Source organism: Cryobacterium sandaracinum, from assembly GCF_004403415.1.
GTDB lineage: Bacteria > Actinomycetota > Actinomycetes > Actinomycetales > Microbacteriaceae > Cryobacterium > Cryobacterium sandaracinum.
Genome location: NZ_SOGO01000010.1, coordinates 23018 through 42078 on the forward strand (window position 1 = coordinate 23018; position 19061 = coordinate 42078).

Consider the following 19061-nt stretch of genomic DNA (forward strand, 5'->3'; position numbering starts at 1 on the left):
CCGGATGAAGGCCGACTTCCCCATCGCCTACCTCTGCCGCCGGCTCGGAGTATCAACATCAGGGTTCTACGACTGGTCGCACCACGTCACCGCGCCCGCGCAGAGGCGGCATGAAGGCCTCACCGGGCAGGTGATGATCGCGTTCGCCGAGTCCAAGGGCGCGGCCGGATACCGCAAAGTCACCGCGGCTTTGAACCGGGCCCGGGTCCCGGTGAACCGCAAAACCATCGCCGGAATCATGCACGATCTGGGATTAATCTCCCCAGCTGCAGAACGCGCCTTCACGATCCGCTACCAGCGGGCCTCCCGACTGGCCGACCCGGTCGATCTGCTCCTGCGAAACTTCACCTCGCTGAGCGTCGGCACGATCCTCGTCGGTGATATCACCTACATCCACACCCGGGAAGGCCGGCTCTATCTCGCCACCGTCATCGACCTAGCCTCCCGCTCCGTGCTCGGCCACGCGACCGGGGCCCGCATGACCACCCAACTCATCACCCGGGCCATGAACATGGCCCTCGAGACCGGCCACGTCAAACCAGGAGCAGTTTTCCACTCCGACCACGGAGTCCAATACCGGTCGAAACGGTTCACGAAGTACTGCGGCCGACACGGCATCATCCGCTCCATGGGCGCGAAGATGCAGTGTTGGGACAACGCCGCCGCCGAAACGTTCTTCTCCAAACTCAAGAGCGAAAGCCTCAACTGGCAAACCTTCACGACAAGGCGCAAGGCCCGCACCGAAGTCATCAACTACGTTCACCACTTCAACAACGTTCGCCTGCACCAAACTCTCGGCTACTCAACACCCACCGAACGCCTCATCAAACTCACACTCGCCGCCTAAAATGAAACCGAGGACCCCGTCCGAAAAGACCGGGTCACCCCATCGCCGTGGGCGGCGTGTTGCGAAATTCTCCGAAGTTAGCTCACACTGCTGCCCCGAACGGATGCCGCGCCGCCGCATCCGTCACGCCCTGTCGCTGGCTCGCCCAAGAGCCTCGACACCCGGCCCGTGGTGGGGCTAACTCAGGAGATCTCGCCTGAGTCGCGGCCGAGTGTCGGCTACTTTGGCACTGCTTCGCGCCCGTGGTCGGGACGCCGGCTGGGATCTCCTGAGTTAGCCACATCCGATGCCGGTGACCGCGGTCGCTGCGCCCTGCTCCTGCTCCAGGAGGGCCGATATCGGTGCGGGGAAGTCCCTGCACCGGTGCCGCCGTATTTTTTTTGCCTTCGCCGTGGCCCGTACCCGAGCCATGCTCTGCATAACTCCTGCAGATTCTCAGAAGCGGGTCAAAGCGGGTCAAAACGGGCCGGAATCAGCATATTTTGGCCGAATTGCAGGAGCTGTGCGTGTCCGGTGGTGGGAAGAGGCGGGGACTGGTGGCCAACTCAGGAGATCCCGGCGGGGTCGTGGCCGAGTCGCGGCGACTTCGGCACTGATCCGTGCCCGCGCCGTGGCCAGCGGCTGGGATCTCCTGAGTTAGCCACAACCGGGCGCGGGGGGATGGCAGGGAAGGCATGGAGGGGCGCGGGGGATGGCAGGGTGGCTAGGGCCAGAGCCGCCAGCTCCACCCGACCGTACGCGACGGATGCCCCGCCGCCCCGCGCGACCCCAGCCGAACGAATTCGACGGAGATCTTGCACGATGATTGCGCAAAGGGTCCCGTGGCCACGTTATTGTGCACAATCTCCGTCGAATTCGATCTGGGCGAAGCGGATTACCCGGGGCAGCGCGGAAGCGCCCTCGCGGAATGAGAGAATCAACCGAACAGAGAGGGTTGCCATGACGCTTGGACTCCCGGACCACCTGGTCACGAGGGCCCTCAGCCATGCCCTCGCGCGGGCTGCACACTGGTTTGCGCTGACCTGCCTGGCCGCCTCCCTCGCCGCCATCATCCTCCTCAGTTTGTCTACAACCGCAGCCACACCCGCCACAACCGCAGCCACAACCGCCACAACAACTGCCACAACCGCAGCCACAACCGCCACAACCGAAACCGCAGCCACAACCGCCACAACCGCAGCCACAACCGCCACAACCGCAGCCACCACACCCACCGAAACCCTCGCCACCATCGTCGCCCTCCTCCTCATGGCCGCCGTGCTGATCGCCCTCTCCCTGCGCCGCACCGTCGCCCTGACGATCGCCTACCTCGTGACCGGCACCGTCGCCACCTACCTCTACACGATTACCGTGCTCGGCATCCCCGCCCTGTTCCCGAGCTCGAACGTCTTCCTCGTCACCCTGCCGAAACTGGCCCTGGTCATGATCGGCGGTGCCGGAGTCTCCGCCCGCGCCGGCGTGCTCTGGAGCACCACCGCCTTCGTCATGGCCGAAGCCGTCACGGTCTACGCCGCCACGCAAACCGAGGTGCCCTACGGCGCGGACGTCTTCACCATCTCGACCTATCTCTTCCTCGTCAGCGTGCTGCTGCTCACGGTCTTCGTGCGCCGCGAGTGGTCCGTTCAGATCGCCCTGCACCGGGCCATGCAGACCGACCAGACCCGCCTGCTGCGCCACGAGCTCGACCTGCGCACCCTCGCCCTGGGTCAGGACACCACCCTCCAGCAGCTCGTCGCCCTCGCCCGCGCGCATCCCGGGCCGCTCAGCGCCAACCTGGCCGGCAGCATCCGTGACACCCTGCAGACCCTGCGCGGCACCGACTGGCTCACTGACGCCGATGCGCTGAGCGTCGAACCGCACGGGGGCACGGATGCCTGGCTCACCAGCGCGGTCTACGCCGCCATCGAGCGCAGTCGCGATCGTGGCCTCGTGGTCGAAGTCACGGGAGACCGCGCCGCCCTCGGCCGCCTGAGCCCGGCCAGCGACCGCGAGCTGAGCCTGGCGGTGCAGCAGTGCCTCGTGAACGTGATCCTGCACTCCGGCATCGTCGCCGCGGAGGTCGTGATCGAGTCCGAGCCGAGCAGCATTTCGCTGATGGTGATGGATGCCGGGCGCGGCTTCACGGAATCGGAGACCGGCGCCGACCGTCTCGGCCTGCGCCAGGCGGTGCGCCGCCGGATCGAACGCCTGGGTGGCTCGGTGAGCATCCTCACCCGGCCGGGCGCCGGCACCTCGGTGATGCTGAGCGTGCCCGTGGCGATCGAGGAACCCGGCGGGCACGCCGAGCCGACAAAACAGCCCGAACAAACAGAAACCCCAGACCCCGAGCGGGTGGCCCAGTGACACCCACGAACGCAACCTCGCCATCAGGCAGCGCCGCGGCCACGGCCGCAGCCGCAGCCGCACAGCAGAACCACACCCCCGTCCCCACGCCTCACACCAAACCGCACGCCTTCACCCAGCAGCGCCTCGACCCGCTCGGCGCCCTCGCGGTCTGGACGATCGTGCCCGGCATCGCCCTGGTCGTGTTCGGCTACGCGGTGGTGACCACGGTGCTGCAGGCCGACGAGATCCGGCATCCGTTCCTGGCCGTGCTCGCGCTCGTCGCCACCGCAGCGGCGTCCGCCGCGCTCGTGTCGGCCGTACGACCGTCGCGGTCCCCGGTGCGCCAGGCGTCGCTGCTGCTGATCATCAGCCTCGGCCTGGCCGCCCACCTGCTCGACCAGGCCGCCCGCTGGGGCAGCAACTCCCTGGTGCAAGACGACTTCGGCCCGATCACCATCGGCTTCCTGCTCGTGGCCCTCGCCCCCTTCCGCCCCTGGCGTGAACTGGCGCTGACCGCGGTGCTCGCCTCCGTCGTCGTGGCCGCGGTCACACTGCCGCAGGAACCGTTCCGCTCGCTGCGGGTGCCGTCGGGCGTCTTCGTGGTCGTCGCGGTCACCCAGGTGCTCGCACTCGGCCTCGCCGCCGCCGCGTATTCCCGCCGCATCGTGCGTCAACTGCTGGCCTGGCAGACGGATGCCCGCCGCGCCATCGCCCGGCGCACCGAAGAATCCCGCGGCAGCGTGGTGCGCCAGGTGGTCGAGCAGCAGCTCGCCACCCTGCAGCCCGGTGTCTTCCCCCTCTTCGACGGCGTGCTCGAACGCGGCGTGGTGACCAAGGCCGACATCAATCGCGCGAACGAGCTCGCCGCCGGGGTTCGCCGGGCGATCGTGGCGCACATCGACGAGACCTGGCTCGACGCCGTCATCGCCCGCGAACGCACGGCGCTCCTCGAGCGCGGCAAGGATCCGCTGCTCGTCGTGGCCGACCCCGAGCACCGGGCGGCGCACTTCGGCACGCAGCAGCGCGCGGCCACCTCGGCCCTGATCAGCATGCTCTGCCTGGCCCCCGGCTTCGACCCGCGCAGCCTCGTGGTGCAGGCCGACACCGAGCCCGACTCCGAGCCCGACACCCAGGTCGATCCGCCGAGCGACCGCCAGCAGCGGCACTCCGGCATCGACACGTTCTCGATCCGGGTGGCGCTCGACCTCCCGCCGCGCCGGGTGCGCGCCCTGCTGCGCTCCTACACGGCGGTGCTGCGGGTGGTGTTCCCGTGGGTGCGGGTGAGCATCCGTCGCCCCGGCCTGACGCTGGAATTCGGCGACAAGCGCCCCCGCCCGGTTCCACCAGTACGCTGAGCTAGGCGCACGCAGCGCCACGACACGCAGCGCGGCATGACGCAGCGCAGCAGAGCGGCACGAGCGCGACCAGCCGAGGGGGCGACCACGCAATGGCGAAACTGTATTTCCGCTACGGAGCCATGAACAGCGGCAAGAGCACCTCGATGCTCCAGGCCGCCTACAACTATGAGGAACGCGGCCACCAGGTGCTGTTGGCCAAACCGTCGGTCGACACCAAGGGCGACCGGGGCATCCTCTCCCGGCTCGGCGTCACCCGGGCCGTGGACTACCTGCTCACCCCCGAGACGGATGCCTACGCCCTCTTCCACGAGCACCGCGCCCGGGTGCTCGCCGAGACCGGCCTCGACGTGAGCTCCCTGCTGGTGGACGAGGCGCAATTCCTCACCGAGCAGCAGGTGGACGATCTGCTGCGCATCGCGATCCTCGAGAACATACCGGTGCTGGCCTACGGCATCCGCACCGATTTTCAGACGGTGGCCTTTCCGGGCAGTCGGCGCCTGCTCGAGGTGGCGCACAGCCTCGAAGAGCTGAAGACCATCTGCCGGTGTGGGCGCAAGGCCGTGTTCAACGGGCGCCAGATCGACGGGGTCTTCGTCTTCGACGGCGACCAGGTGGCCATCGACGGCGCCGAGGTAACCTACGAGTCGCTCTGCGGATCGTGCTACCTCGAGGAAAGCAATGGTGTGCTGAACAACCGCAGCCGGCCCGCATCCACATGAGCACCCACGCCCGCAGGACGGACCGCACCTGCGTGACAACTGGAAGGACGGGGCGCTCGAACGACTTCGGGATCGTGAGCGCCCCACCAACCCCCCGGTTGGTTTTCCCCATGCCTAAACGTAAGGGCCGCTTTCCGGACTGACTAGCCGTTACTTCTTGTGGCACCAGAACAGGGGTCACTCCGCACGTCGTTGAACCCTGCCCGAGACCCCGGCAGGCACCGCCCCGAGAATCCAAGGATCGCCGATGTCCCGCTTTCGCGTAGCCCTGATCGATGACCACGAGATCGTCGCCCGCGGATTCGCCGGCCTCTTCGCCACGATCCCCGAGATCGAGGTGGTGGCCACGGTCGCGACCGTGACCGAGCTGCTCGAGTCTGCCGTGCAGCAGATGCCCGTCGACCTGGTCATCCTGGATCTGCGGCTCTCCGACGGGTCCACCGCCACCGGCAACGTCGACCGGCTGCGCGGGGCGGGCGCGGCGGTGCTCGCGTTCACCGGTGGCGACGACGCCGCTCTGATGCGGGCCGCGGCGCGCAGCGGCGTGCTGGGTGTGGTGCGCAAGTCCGAGCCGACCGCGGTGCTGCTCGACGCCGTCACCCGGGCGGCGGCGGGGGAGACCGTGGTCTCCACCGAGTGGGCCGCGGCCCTCGACGGCGATCCTGACCTCTCCGACGCGGGCCTGAGCGTGCGCGAGTGCGAGGTGCTCTCGCTCTACGCTGCGGGCGCGAAGGCACCGCTGGTGGCCTCGCGGATGGGACTCTCCGAGGCCACGGTGATCGACTACATCCGTCGGGTGCGCTCGAAATATGAGCGGGTCGGCCGCCCGGCGAACACCAAGATCGACCTCTACAAGCGGGCACTGGAAGACGGCCTCCTGCCCATCCCCGGCCAGCCGTGACCGGGCGCGCAGCGACCCCCAGGCAGACCCCCCAGCAGGACCGACTGCACAGGCGGCCCCGGCGGCCACCCCGACCGCCGCCCCGGCCGCAGTCCTCGACCGAGCGCCTCGCCCGCCTGCTCTACGGCGCGCTCGGACCCACCGCCCTCGTCTTCGGGCTGCTCTGCCTGGACACCGTGCTCGAGCAGGCCTGGGAGCCGCGGCGGTCCTGGTCGGTGGCGGCGTGGCTGCTGATCTTCGGGCTGCCGCTGCTGATCGCCGTGCTCTCACGCGGGGTACCTCTGCGCGTGCTGCGGGTGATCGCGCTCGCCGAGGGGACGTTTTTCGTGCTGCTGCTGGTGTTCTGGCTGACCGTGCGGGCGGAGCCGCTGCCGGCGGGCGCGGACATCCCCTGGGCGATCAGCCTCACCGGCGTGCCCGTGATGGCTGTGGCGGTGAGCACCCGCGACCGCACGGCCTGGGCCTACCTGGTGCTGGTCTGCACGATGAGCGGGCTGCTGCGTGCGGCCACCTCGACTGACCCCTCCCCGGTGCTGGTGGGTGTGGAAGACGGCCTCTACTCTTTCCTGCTGCTGGGCATGCTCGTGGGACTGACCACCATGGCGCGCCGCAGCGCCGGCAAGCTCGACCAGGCGGCCACGATCGCCCGCGTGCAACTCGTCGATCGCGCCGACCGCCTCGCGCGCAAGCGCGAGCGGCTCACCATCGACGCCTTGGTGCACGACAGCGTCATCTCGACCCTGCTGATGGCCGGACGCGGCGGCACCCCGGTGCCGGTGCTGAGCCGGCACGCGGCCGACACCCTGGTGCGGCTCGACGCCCTGCGCGCCCCGCTACCCAACCCGAGCATGCCCGGCACCCAGGTGACCCGGCGCCTCGAGCAGCTGGTGGCCGAGCTGGCACCGGATGCCCAGATCACCTCCAACCTGCCCGGCACCCTCGCGGTGCCCGCCCTCGCCGTGACCGCCCTGCTCGGCGCCGTCGGCGAGGCCCTCCGCAACTCGGTCGCCGCCGACGTGCAGGAGCCCGTGCGGAGCCCGGTGGCCCGCACCCTTACCGTGGCCAGCTACCAGGGCGGCATCCGGGTGGCCGTGCACGACAACGGCGTCGGCTTCGACCCCGCGCGGGTGCCCGCCGAGCGCCTGGGCATCGCGCAGAGCATCATCGGCCGCATGGAGCGCCTCTCCGGCGGTGCCGCTACCGTGCGCTCCCGCCCCGGCGTCGGCACCGAGGTGGTGGTCTCCTGGACGCCCACACCTGCAGCCCCCGCGCAGCCGGTCCCGGCCCTCTCGAGCGCACCCCCGACCCCGCCGCGACCCGCCACGCAGCTGAAGGGCGTGACCCGCCTGCCGAAGGCCCTGTCCACGTCCATCCTCGTGGGATTCATCGCCGTGCACGCCGTTCTCGCCTTCGCCGACGGTGAACCCCTGTGGACCCTGCCCTACGAGATCCTCGGGTTCGTGGCGGTGTCTGCGGCGGCCGCCTGGCTCACCCTCGTCGTGCCTGACCCGGTGTCGCCTCGCAACGCCGTCATGGTGCTCGCGCTGTGCGGGCTGTCCGCCGTGGCCACGGCATTCCCGGTGCCGCCGGTCGGGTCGACCCCGTTCGCCCACTGGTACCTCGGCGCCATCACCATGATGTTGGTCGTGCTGGCGGTGCGCGGCCGGCCCGGATTCGCTTGGTACGGCTACGGCATGATCATGGTCATCTCGATCGTTTGGGCGCTGCTCAACGGACTGTCGCTGCTCGACGGGGTGAACCTGGTCATCCGTCACGCCGGCACCCTGCTCGCCGGAACCCTGTTCGCCGTGGGTCTGAAGCGCTCCACCCAGACCCTGGCCGGGCTGAACCGGGAGCGAGCCCGCAGCGGCGCAGCGGCGGCCACGGCGGCAGCGGCCCTCGATGAGCGCGAAACCCAGCTGACCCGGGTGAACACGCTGGCCCGGCCCACCCTGCAGCGCCTCGCGAATTTGCTGAAAAGCGGGGCCCTGCAGAACAACCCCCTGCAGATCGACGCGCTTCAGATTGAACCGACCCTGCGAGCGGAAAGCCTGCTCGTGGAGGCCACCCTGCGCGACGCCATCCGGGGGCGCTCGCTCTTCGTCGAGCCGGTGATCACCGCGGCCCGCGCCGCCCGCATCCGGGGTGTCGACGTGACCCTGCTCGACGACAGCGCCGACCGGCCGCCCCGGCAGCTGGCCGCCGCGGCCGCCATCGTCGCTGACCAGCTCGACTCCCTCACCCACGGTCGCCTGACCGCCCGTCTGCTGCCCGCCGACCGCCCCACGATCGCCTCGATCGTGGTCGACGCCGACGAGCCACGGATGCTCACGGTCACCCCCGACGGACTCCTCCAGCCATCGTTGTAGCAACTCCACAAAAACTTGAGAGACCTTCACACCCCCCACGGGGGTAGGTCAATACCCCCATGTGCAAGGATGAACAAGGGGATACAGCAATTTCAGCGGTGCCTCTATGCCAAGTACTACCGGAGGAACGCGCGTGGAGCTCAAGGACTACCTCAGGATCTTTCACAAAAGCTGGATCCTGATTCTCGCTTGCACCCTCTTCGGAATCGCCGGCGCGGCCGGTGCGGCCATCGCGACGACCCCCAGCTACGTTGCCAGTACCCAGCTCTACGTCTCCGTGAAGTCGACCGGCGACGCGGGAAGCGGCGAGCTCAATGCCGGAACCAGCTTCGCCCGCCAGGCCGTCACGTCCTACGTTGACGTGGTGAACAGTGCCATCGTGCTCGACACGGTCATTGCAGACCTCGGGCTCGACCTCACTGCTGCCCAGCTCGCAGGAATGGTCGAATCGTCCTCTCCACTGAACACGGTGCTGATCGACGTGACGGTGACCAACAGCGACCCAGTGCTCGCCGCCAACATCGCCAACTCCGTCGGCCAGAACTTCAGCAAGATCGTTGTCGATCAGCTGGAGAAGCCCGAAGGAGAGGCAGTCAGCCCCGTTAAGATCGAAACGATCCAACCAGCCCTAGTTCCTGACGGGCCAGCCAGTCCTAACGTGCCTCAAAACATCGCTCTTGGGCTGCTGGTGGGTCTGGCGCTGGGTATTAGCTTCGCTGTGCTGCGCAGCGTGCTCGACACTCGCATCCACAGCCTCCACGATATCGATCTCGTGACCGACGCACCCATGCTCGGCGGCATCACCAACGACCCCGATGCGCGACTCCGCCCCCTGGTGGTCCACTCTGACCCTAAGAATCCGCGGGCCGAGTCGTTCAGAAGTTTACGCACCAACCTTCAGTTCGTTAACACCGAGGGAGGCCCGCGCAGCTTCGTGGTCACCAGCTCCATCCCCGGTGAGGGCAAGAGCACAACCACTGCCAACCTCGCCATCGCTCTTGCCGAGACCGGCGCGCGGGTCGTGTTGGTCGACGGTGACTTGCGCTTGCCGCGCGTTGCCGAGTACATGGGAATCGAGGGTGGTGTGGGTCTCACCGACGTTTTGATTGGGCGAGCCGAGCTTGCCGACGTGCTGCAAAAATGGGGCAAGAATAAACTGTTCGTGCTGCCCAGCGGCCGCGTTCCCCCGAACCCCAGCGAGCTGCTTGGATCCGCGGCCATGGCCCGCATGCTCGCAGCTCTCACCGACGAATTCGATGTCGTGCTTATCGACGCCCCACCGCTGCTCCTGGTCACCGATGCGGCTGTGCTAAGCAAGCTCTGCGGTGGCGCCATCATGGTGGTGGCCTCCGGCCGCACCAAGCGCAATGAACTGGCCAGTGCTTTGCAGGCCCTTGAACGCGCCGGAAGCCGACTTGTGGGCATGGTCGTCACGATGCTCCCCACCAAGGGGCCGGACTCCTATGGTTACGGGCAGTACAGCTACGGCACTGCGCTTGAGGAAGAGAAAGCGGTTGAGGCCAGCGCCGCGCCTACTCGCCGTGGCTTCGGCAAACCGAGACGGCGGGCCGCGTAGTGGCCACCTTTACGATCCTCACGGTGTGCTCGGGCAATATCTGCCGGTCACCACTCGCCGAGCAGCTGCTGCGAGTCGGTCTGGCCACCTGGCCCGAGGTCTCGCTGGGCAGCGCCGGAACGATCGGATTGACCGGTCAGGCCATGCCCGACGAAGCTGCTGACCTGTCTCGGCATTTCGGGGGCGAACCTTCGGAGCACGTCGCACGAATGCTCACGGTAGAACACCTGAATGAAGCCAACTTGGTGTTCGCTATGTCGCGGGAACACCGACGCGCCATCGTGGAGCTGTTCCCCAAGGCCATTCGCTACACCTTCACCATCCGGGAATTCGCGAGACTCGTCAGCGGAGTCACCGACGACGACCTCGACGACGCGGCGGCGCTCCCGCTGGAGGATGTCGTGGGTCGCTTTTCCACGCTGGTGGGATTCGCGGCCTCGCAGCGCGGAGCGGTGGGCCCGCCCGAGTCGCCCGACGACGATGACGTGGTTGACCCCTATCGGCGCAGCGACGAGGTCTACGCCGAGTCTGCTCGTCAGCTTGTGCCAGCCGTGAACGCTGTTGTGTCGCTGTTCCACCGATCCGCAAGAGTATTGCAGCCCTAGGGGGGCACCATGGCTGCAAACAATCCCAGCTTTCGCAAGAACCGCAACAACCCTGCACGCCGTCGCTGGCTCGTGGGTGGACTAGCCGTTTTCCTTCTGTTCGACGTCGGCCTCGTGTTCTTCGCGCTTACTGCAACAAAGCCGGATTCCAGTGCCGGAACAGTTGCCGAGGCGCCCGCGGTGGTCGAGCCTGTCGAGACCAATCCTGCGGAGGTCGAGCCCCCGGTGGTCGAGCCTGTCGAGACCGCGGCCACGGCAACAGTCGCCCCCACCCGCCTCCTGGCAGCTCTCGATTCCTCAACGGCCTGGCGAGCATCCACCAGCGCTTGCCCGGCTGCCTCCGCAGACCCCGAACTGACCACCGATTCCGGTGCCACCTGGGAAAGCTTCAACGCCTCAATCGAGACCGACGCCTCTTCTATTTTGGCGATAAGCGTCACCGATGACACCGAGATGTCGCTGGTCACCCTCGACATCGCTGACTGCGCACCGCAGCTCGTCTCCACCTTCGTGGCGGGCGACCAGTGGAGGGCCTATCCCGAACGTGTCGCCGCTGAGTGGTACATCGACCCGTCGACGCCTGACACCGTGCACAGCCCGAGTGGAGACGCAGCGGCTCCATGCGCGACTGTCGCAACTTTAGCGGCGACGGATGACTCCAGTGCGGCGATTCTCTGCACCGATGCGTCAGTCTTCACGACCACGGATGCCGGCGCGACGTGGTCGGCACCCGCTTCAATTCCCGGCGCGGCGGCACTCACAGCGACCGCGGACGGCTATGGGGTGGCGGTCGCTAACTCGGCAGGTTGTGTCGGTGTTGCTCTGGTCACGGTGTCGGCGGCCGGTGGTCTCGATACAACCGCCCGAGCCTGCTTGGCCGCCACGGTTATCCCCGGTGAGACTGCCGTCACCGCTGCCGAAGATGGCACGCTTTGGCTATGGGCGGGTGACGCGTTCGCCCGCTCGACTGATGGTGGTCAGTCGTGGGCCTGAGCGGCAAGACACTCACCTGGCAGCGCGCCTACGCATCGCGCCTCTTCTTCACTGACCTTGCGGTTATCCTTGTCGCCGTCCTCGGCAGTCAGGCGCTATGGTTCGGCACGCGTCGCTCGGAGTTGCGCGTGCCGATTGAGAATCTCAGAGACTTCACGATCGGTTACACCCTCGTTTCGGTGGGTCTGATCGTGCTGTGGATGCTTGCGCTCGAGTTCTATGCGACGCGCGACCACAAGACCATTGGGACCGGGAGCACCGAGTACAAGCGCATAGTAGACGCTAGTGCCCGAATCTTCGGAGTCACAGCAATTGTTGTGTTCCTGCTCAAGGTGGACTTGGCACGGGGTTATTTCCTCACGGCACTTCCGATGGGTCTTCTTTTCCTGCTCATCGGTCGCTGGATGTGGCGGCAATGGTTGGTTTCCCGCCGCCAGGAGGGCCGGTATGTGCACCGGGCCCTTGTAGTGGGCGAGCGCGTCAAGAGTGTTCACGTTGTAGTGGGTGTTCGACGTGATAGCGCAGCAGGAATTCTTGTTGTGGGTGCAATTACTGAAAGTGGAAGTGTCGCCCAGGATTTGGTTGACGGGGTTCCCGTGCTGGGGGATTTCGGCCAGGTACTTCAGGCAATTGACCAATCGCGGGCCGACACTGTTATTTTCACCGGCGCCGATATTTTCGGCCCTCGGCGGCTGCGAGAACTCGGCTGGGAACTTCAGGCCCGCAAGGTCGACCTGATTATGGCGCCGGCACTCACGGATATCGCTGGCCCGCGAATCCATACGCGTCCGGTTTCTGGCCTGCCACTTATCCAGGTTGACTTCCCTGCCTTCCAGGGCAGCCGCCATGCGGCCAAACGCACGTTTGATCTGATCTCTTCAGGCCTCGGTCTCTTCTTGTTGAGTCCGCTGCTCGCTTTGATCATCATCGCGGTACGCCGCGACAGCGAGGGACCGGCTTTTTTTTACCAGGAACGTGTGGGACTCAACGGAAAGCACTTTCGCATGGTCAAATTTCGTTCGATGGTCACTAACGCGGAGGAGCAGCTTCTGAGTTTGCTCGATCAGTCCGACGGTAACGGCGTACTTTTCAAGCTGAAGGTCGACCCGAGAGTAACGAAAGTCGGAAGTTTTCTGCGGCGCACTAGCTTGGACGAACTCCCGCAACTGATCAATGTTTTTCTTGGTCACATGTCACTGGTAGGGCCGCGGCCACCTCTTGCAACGGAGGTCGCACTTTACGACGAGTACGCGGAGCGCCGGCTCCTAGTGAAGCCCGGAATCACTGGGCTTTGGCAAGTAAGCGGCCGATCAAACCTTTCCTGGGAAGATTCCGTGCGGCTCGATTTGTATTACGTCGAAAACTGGTCGGTCACTGGGGATTTCATCATTTTGTGGAGAACTGCTAGAGCTGTCCTTGCGAAAGAGGGTGCATTTTGAGCGCTAGAACCGAATCGGGCCAACCAATTGACGGGCGGAGATTTTTTACTCCTGGTGACAGGATGGACAGCCAATCCCAGTGGGTTGGTTCGATCGAGTTCGAGGCCAGTACCCCCCAATCGGCCTGTGAGCACATCGTCACTATTTCGCAGCAGGGCCGAGGAGCGCATGTCCATCTGGCGAACGCCTATACAGTTGCCCTTGCTGATCGGTCAGCAGACTACCGCGGAGTTTTAGCGGCGCCGGCAATTAACTACCCGGACGGAAAGCCGATCGGTTGGGTCTCTGAGTTGCGCGGTCACTCGCCCCGACTCAATCAAGTCCGTGGTCCGCAGCTCTTTCTTGATGTCTTTGATCAAGGACGGGCACACGGCCTCAGACATTTCTTGCTGGGTTCCACCCCAGAAGTACTTAGTGCACTTGAGCTGGAGCTGGCGAGGCGATTCCCTGGAGTGAAGATTGTTGGCGTTGAAAGCCCGCCCTTCCGCAAGCTGAGCGCAGCGGAGCTGCAAGATCAGGATTCTCGAATTCGAGAGACGGCTGCGCAGATCGTCTGGGTCGGTCTTGGCACACCTAAGCAGGACGTGGAAGCCCAGCGCATCGCGAGTGCGCTCCCCGTCGTCGCGATTGCGATTGGTGCAGCATTTGATTTCGCCGCCGGCACGCTTCGTTCCGCTCCGGCTTGGATGACAAACGTCGGCTTGGAGTGGGTCTATCGATTAATCTGTGAGCCACGCCGTCTTTGGAAGCGCTATGTGTTTGGCAATGTCCGATTCCTAAAGGCGGCGTTCTCAACGCCGAAGGTGTAATTAGCATGGTTCGACGCATCATTGAAGCTGCCCTACGCTCCTTTGCGGTACGGAAAAACGTAAAGTTTGGCTTCGGGTTTCATGTTGGACCAGGGTCCGTGCTCTGGGCACCCAGATCCCTCACCATTGGCAAGGACGTTTACGTTGGAAAGAACGTCACAATCGAAGTCGATGGTGAAATTGGTGACGGAGTTCTTATCGCTAATCTTGTCGGCATTGTGGGTCGCACAGATCATGATCTACGTGAAATCGGAACTAGCATCCGTCGCAGCCTGTGGGTAGGTAATGATCCTGAGCGGCTGAGTCAGGCCACGACAATTGGATCAGACGTTTGGATCGGGTACGGGGCGGTGGTCCTGTCCGGCATCTCCGTCGGAGACAGTTCGGTCATCGGTGCCGGCTCGATCATTACGCAAGACATACCTTCTAATTCCATCGCCGTTGGAAGCCCTGCACGGGTACTCGGCCCCAGATTCACCGATGAGGAGCTCGACGAGCATTGGAAAAAATTGAGGAAATCCGGTCACCGCATACTCATTGGGAAGCCAGTTTCCGAAGCATGAAGGTCGCCATCATTCACCCTTGGTTCCCCCAGTACCGCGTCGGATTCTTTGAGCATCTCGTGAGGCGAGGCGCTGAAGAGGGCATTGATATTTCCATTTTTTACGGAGACTCTCCCCCTGAGTGGAAAGATCGTAATGACGCTCGGGCCTCTGAGGAATTCACCCGTTTGCCCACCCAGTTCTTCCATCTGCGCGGTCGAACCTTGAATCGAAAGTCTCTTAGGCCGTTCAGAGCCCACAGGCACTTTGACCTTGTGATCGTTGAGCAAGCCGTGCGCAACCTTGAGACGTACCAGCTCTGTTTCTCTCGGGTGCCCCTCGCATATTGGGGTCACGGTAAGACCTACACAATGCAGGTAAGTGAGATCCAGGAACGTTTGAAGCAGTGGCTCACTCGTAGAGGAGCTTGGTTCTTCGCCTACACATCTGGTGGCGTTGAGGCAGTAGTCAACGCAGGGTATCCACGGATGAAAACTACGGTCGTGCAGAACTCAATCGATACGTCAACGCTGCGGAGAGAAATCGAAGCGGTCGACGTGACCACAGTGGCAACTTTCAATGCCCAGCACGACCTCCACGGCAAGACTGCTCTGTTCATTGGTGGTCTTGACTCCAGCAAACGTCTCAGTTTTTTGCTCGAGGCGGCGGATGCAGCGCACAAGCTCGACTCTGATTTTCGGCTCCTCATTGTTGGCGCCGGCATCGAACAGAATCTTGTGGAATGCGCCGCAGCTTCTATGGCGTGTGTCAAGTACTTGGGGTCGTTATTTGGCCCTGACAAGGCACTTGCGATCACGGCATCCCAGGTGATGGCGATGCCAGGGCGAGTTGGGCTCGTGGCCGTCGACAGTTTCGCGGGTGCGACACCGATAGTTACCACCGGTTGGCCGTGGCACGCTCCCGAATTTGAGTATCTGGAATCGGGGGTTAACGCCGTGGTCGCTGCCGACAACATCGATGACTTTGCACGCGCCTTGGTCGCCACTCTTCAGAATCCAGTCACGCTTGCCGCGATGCAGCAGGCTTGTATCGAAGCTAGTGATCGCTACACAGTTGAGGCGATGGTAGAGAACTTCATCGTGGGCATCCAGAGTGCTTTGGAGTCCCGTCCATGACGCTGCACGTGATCATGGCCTGTCACAACCGTCGCGAGCTGACTCTGCGGGCCGTAACTTCCATTATCGCGGCTGCAGATGCTGCCGGGATGGCTGTTGACTTCACCGTTTTTGATGACGGCTCGACAGATGGGACAGAAGGGGCGCTGAGGTCTCTGAAAGTACCCATTTTGATCCTGCGCGGGGACGGTTCAGCGTACTGGGCAAGAAGTATGGCGGCAGCTGAGTCAAGCGTTTTGGCTCGTGACGACTTGGGGACCGGCCCAAATGAATGGATCGTTTGGCTAAACGACGACGTCACTGTCGATATATCGGCCATCCTTCAGTTCTCTTACTTTTTCAAATCGTCCGTCACCTCTGCTCCCATGAAAACGGTTGTTGTGGGGGCTATGCGTGATCCGCAGACGGGTGGCATCACCTACGGAGGACTGACCAAGACGGGATGGCACCCTCTCAGGTTTACTCAGGTGAGCCCCGGAGTCGCACCCATACGCATCGACACGTTCAACGGGAACCTCGTCTTTGTGCCCGTACCTGTTGCACGTGCTCTTGGAGGCATTGACGGAGATTTTTCACATGCCTTGGCAGATATTGACTATGGAATGCGTTGTCGGCGTCTGCAGGTACCGGTTGTGTTGTTGTCGGCCACCTTGGGAACGTGTTCGAGGAATCACCCTGACCCCGAAGATGGTTTGGCCCGCAAGTGGCAGCGGTTCATCGGTGCCAAGGGGGGCGGTAACTTTTCATCGCTGAGGAGAATTATTCACAAGGACGCACCACGTTTGTGGCCGCTCTACGTCGCTGCCACCTACTTGCTTTGGTGGATTCGAAATGTCACAGGAACTGCTTGTGCACGCCGCAAAGTCCATGAGCAAGCGTGAGCAGAGTATCGTTGACCAGAAGGTATATACATCTTGGCTAAAATCATCGTGTCCTTTGCAACTCGCCCTGGTAAAGGGAGTGAGGGCGGAGTCGGCTGGGCGTTCGTTTCACAGGCGGCGCTGTGGGCCGTCAATAACGCTGAGGACCTCTACGTGGTGATTGACCAACGCGATCACGATGTTGTGCTGAAGGCCCTCGCTGGGCTTGGCAATGTGGGCACGAATGTGAAGGTCGTACCAGTGTCGGTGCCGAGAATGTTGCTCAAGACGTTCGGCGATAGCCGCAACCGCGCAACCTATCTCGGTTGGAGCGTTGGCGCTCGAGCATGCGTCGCGAATCTCGTCGATTCAGGGACAGTAGACGTGGTGCATCAAGTGACGTTTGCGAGCACGTCGCTGCCCCACGTTCTACCCAGCGGGGACAAGAGTGTGCGAACAATTTGGGGCCCTGTGATGGTGCCATCGGCGCCCGTCCACTCGCAAGGGAAAAGACCCAGACCTATTGAGGTCGTCGGGGTTTGGGGCCTTAGGAAACTCGGCAAATTTCACGCTAGAAACGTTGATCTCGTGATCGCAACCAACGAATTCACGAGGAACTGGTTAATGCCACGCGAATGTGACTTGGAACCCAACATCGTTATTGATGTTGACCAATTCCCACGAATCGCGGTTGAAAACGATCTATTGACCATGTCAGGGCTGCTGATCAACAGGAAAAGGCCCTGGATCGCGCTGGAAGCCCTGCTTGATCCGAGGCTAGCGAACTATCGGTTGAATATTGTTGGCGATGGTCCCTTACGGCCAGTGTTGGAGGGGTTCGCAAAGCGGTCGGGTTTGGTGCCGCGCGTTAACTTTCTAGGCGTGGTTGACCGCGAAGAGGCCCTACGGTTAGTTGCGGCTTCACGTGTTCTGTTGCACCCGGCGGCCAGAGAAGGAGCCTCATGGGCAGTCGGCGAGGCTGCAGCCCTTGGTGTTCCTGCAGTGGCAGTTCAAGGCAGTGGTGCGGATAGCACAATCAGGCTCTCGCAGAACGGCGGATTTGTTGTGAGGTCCGATCAACGCAACTTGGTCAATGCATTCGCTGAAGCAATCCTTACTGTTCTTTCCCGTCCGCGCCCGTTGCCCTCCACGCGATGGAGTGCAGCCCGATTCCCGGCCCTTTTTGACAAATGGTGGTTGCAAGATGACCGAAAGGTTGAGGACGATTAGGGCAAGCACAGAGTGCCCGGTTTCCCCTCAACAGGACTTGAGCAGGGCGCTAAGTTCTGACCGCGGTACGTACATTCATGCGGTCCGGGCATTCGGTGTCCTGTTAGTCACGCGAGAGCCCAGCAGCCTTGACTTCAGTTCCGTCAAAGTCAGAGCGCACCGAATCTGTGTTTCTTGCTTTGAGAAGGTCGGGGGCCGCTGGTGGGTTCAGGATCGGCCAAGAGAGGCGACTCGCCAGTCAGAAAGTGATATCGGATGAGAGTACTTCACCTGCTCGGCTCGCTGCAGCCGAGCGGCATGGAACGGATGCTTGTTTCTGCTGTCGGGAGTCTTAATGATGCCGGGATCGAAACGATCATTGTTGGTCAGGGCGAAAATAATTCTTTCGAGGAGGAACTGCGTCAAGTTGGCTACAAAGTCTTCATCATTCCAAGAGTGCGAACAATACGAGGACTTGCGGCCTGGTTTGAGCTGGTCGTGCGACTGGCCCCGGATGTGGTGCATATTCACGCGGAGCAGGCATTTTCAGCGGCTGTGATCGCCTCGCGTCTAGCCTCGTCCAGGACCCCAATTATTCGTACCATTCACGGTCTATTCGCACCGAAGGGGAGGAGTCTGCGGTCCCGTAGGCTACAAGCCCTTGCCTCAGACCGATTCGTGGAGCGATTCGTGGCGCCATCTCCTGACGTGCAGGATAATGAACGCCGATTCGGGAGGGAATGCGACCTTGTCTACAATTGGGTTGATGATCGCTTTTTTCATGTCGGACGGGCGAGGAGATCTCGACCGACTTCAATACGGTCAAGAGTATCGGCCGTGCTCGTCGGCAACGCATCCCCGATAAAGAATCAGGTACTTGCCCTAGAAGCACTCGAAGGCTTGCCGATTGACTTGTTCTTTCATGGGAGTGAAGTTGGTGCGAGCCCGCTTGAGGTCGCGATCCTTGACCGGCTGGCCCTGGCAGGGCGATTGCTGCATCGTGGGATGGGGGACCCAGCGAAGAGCCTCTCGGACGCAGATGTGTTCTTGCTGCCTTCCAAGCACGAGGGATTCTCTGTCGCGCTTGCAGAGGCTTTGACTGCGGGGGTGCCCTCGATTATCGCGCCCGCTCCGGGGCTTTCTTGGGCAACCACCCAGCCGCTCGTGTCAGTCGTGGGAACTGATGTAGATAGTTGGCGGACTGCCTTAGGGGCGGTCCGTGCTCGCGATGGACAAGACCAAACGCCAGAAATGCCGATTATCGATTTCTCTGCACGGCGGGGTGTGAGGGAGTATTTGGCACTGTACTTGTCTGTAACCCATCAAGGAATGAGCGCAGCCGATGACTAGCCCCAACGCGGGATATTCAGGTG

At 63.4% G+C, this 19061-nt stretch carries 16 protein-coding genes; all 16 read left to right on the plus strand.

All coding sequences use genetic code 11. From position 1 onward, the window contains the following. The first annotated feature begins 4 nt into the window (after positions 1 to 4). The 16 genes from E3T25_RS03090 (at position 5) to E3T25_RS03165 (ending at position 19038) form a co-directional block, all read left to right on the plus strand. Positions 5 to 847 carry an IS3 family transposase gene (locus tag E3T25_RS03090; protein WP_241980578.1) on the plus strand — a complete coding sequence of 281 codons (843 nt, stop codon included), beginning with the start codon at positions 5 to 7 and terminating at the stop codon, positions 845 to 847. A 939-nt stretch (positions 848 to 1786) separates the two neighbouring features. Continuing rightward, a complete protein-coding gene (locus E3T25_RS03095) occupies positions 1787 to 3190 on the plus strand; it encodes a sensor histidine kinase (protein ID WP_134372092.1) in 1404 nt (467 codons plus the stop codon). After that, positions 3187 to 4527, plus strand: a complete 1341-nt coding sequence (locus E3T25_RS03100) for a hypothetical protein (protein ID WP_134372094.1) — start codon at positions 3187 to 3189, stop codon at positions 4525 to 4527. The genes E3T25_RS03095 and E3T25_RS03100 overlap by 4 nt, the downstream gene beginning before the upstream one ends. A gap of 92 nt (positions 4528 to 4619) precedes the next feature. Further along, entirely contained in the window at positions 4620 to 5249 is a 630-nt protein-coding gene (locus tag E3T25_RS03105) for a thymidine kinase (protein ID WP_134372096.1), read from the plus strand. Between the two features lie 247 nt (positions 5250 to 5496). Further along, on the plus strand, positions 5497 to 6150 hold the full coding sequence (locus tag E3T25_RS03110; protein WP_134372098.1) for a response regulator transcription factor: 654 nt from the start codon (positions 5497 to 5499) through the stop codon (positions 6148 to 6150). After that, complete coding sequence (locus E3T25_RS03115; protein ID WP_134372100.1) at positions 6147 to 8519, plus strand: sensor histidine kinase; 2373 nt, start codon at positions 6147 to 6149, stop codon at positions 8517 to 8519. The genes E3T25_RS03110 and E3T25_RS03115 overlap by 4 nt, the downstream gene beginning before the upstream one ends. 133 nt (positions 8520 to 8652) lie before the next feature. After that, complete coding sequence (locus E3T25_RS03120) at positions 8653 to 10095, plus strand: tyrosine-protein kinase domain-containing protein (protein WP_134372102.1); 1443 nt, start codon at positions 8653 to 8655, stop codon at positions 10093 to 10095. Continuing rightward, a complete protein-coding gene (locus tag E3T25_RS03125; protein ID WP_134372104.1) occupies positions 10095 to 10700 on the plus strand; it encodes an arsenate reductase/protein-tyrosine-phosphatase family protein in 606 nt (201 codons plus the stop codon). The genes E3T25_RS03120 and E3T25_RS03125 overlap by 1 nt, the downstream gene beginning before the upstream one ends. Positions 10701 to 10709: 9 nt before the next feature. After that, positions 10710 to 11693, plus strand: coding sequence for a beta propeller repeat protein (locus E3T25_RS03130; RefSeq protein ID WP_134372106.1), 984 nt, complete (start codon positions 10710 to 10712; stop codon positions 11691 to 11693). After that, entirely contained in the window at positions 11684 to 13132 is a 1449-nt protein-coding gene (locus E3T25_RS03135; RefSeq protein WP_134372108.1) for a sugar transferase, read from the plus strand. Before E3T25_RS03130 ends, E3T25_RS03135 begins: the two co-directional genes overlap by 10 nt. A gap of 62 nt (positions 13133 to 13194) precedes the next feature. Continuing rightward, positions 13195 to 13941, plus strand: a complete 747-nt coding sequence (locus E3T25_RS03140; protein WP_134372110.1) for a WecB/TagA/CpsF family glycosyltransferase — start codon at positions 13195 to 13197, stop codon at positions 13939 to 13941. 5 nt (positions 13942 to 13946) lie between these two features. Further along, positions 13947 to 14504, plus strand: a complete 558-nt coding sequence (locus tag E3T25_RS03145; protein WP_134372112.1) for an acyltransferase — start codon at positions 13947 to 13949, stop codon at positions 14502 to 14504. After that, entirely contained in the window at positions 14501 to 15619 is a 1119-nt protein-coding gene (locus tag E3T25_RS03150) for a glycosyltransferase family 4 protein (RefSeq protein WP_134372114.1), read from the plus strand. Before E3T25_RS03145 ends, E3T25_RS03150 begins: the two co-directional genes overlap by 4 nt. Continuing rightward, on the plus strand, positions 15616 to 16500 hold the full coding sequence (locus E3T25_RS03155) for a glycosyltransferase family 2 protein (protein WP_134372116.1): 885 nt from the start codon (positions 15616 to 15618) through the stop codon (positions 16498 to 16500). The genes E3T25_RS03150 and E3T25_RS03155 overlap by 4 nt, the downstream gene beginning before the upstream one ends. A 33-nt stretch (positions 16501 to 16533) precedes the next feature. Beyond that, positions 16534 to 17709, plus strand: coding sequence for a glycosyltransferase (locus E3T25_RS03160; RefSeq protein WP_134372118.1), 1176 nt, complete (start codon positions 16534 to 16536; stop codon positions 17707 to 17709). Positions 17710 to 17964: 255 nt separating this feature from the next. Next, positions 17965 to 19038 carry a glycosyltransferase gene (locus tag E3T25_RS03165; protein WP_134372120.1) on the plus strand — a complete coding sequence of 358 codons (1074 nt, stop codon included), beginning with the start codon at positions 17965 to 17967 and terminating at the stop codon, positions 19036 to 19038. Positions 19039 to 19061: the final 23 nt, after the last annotated feature.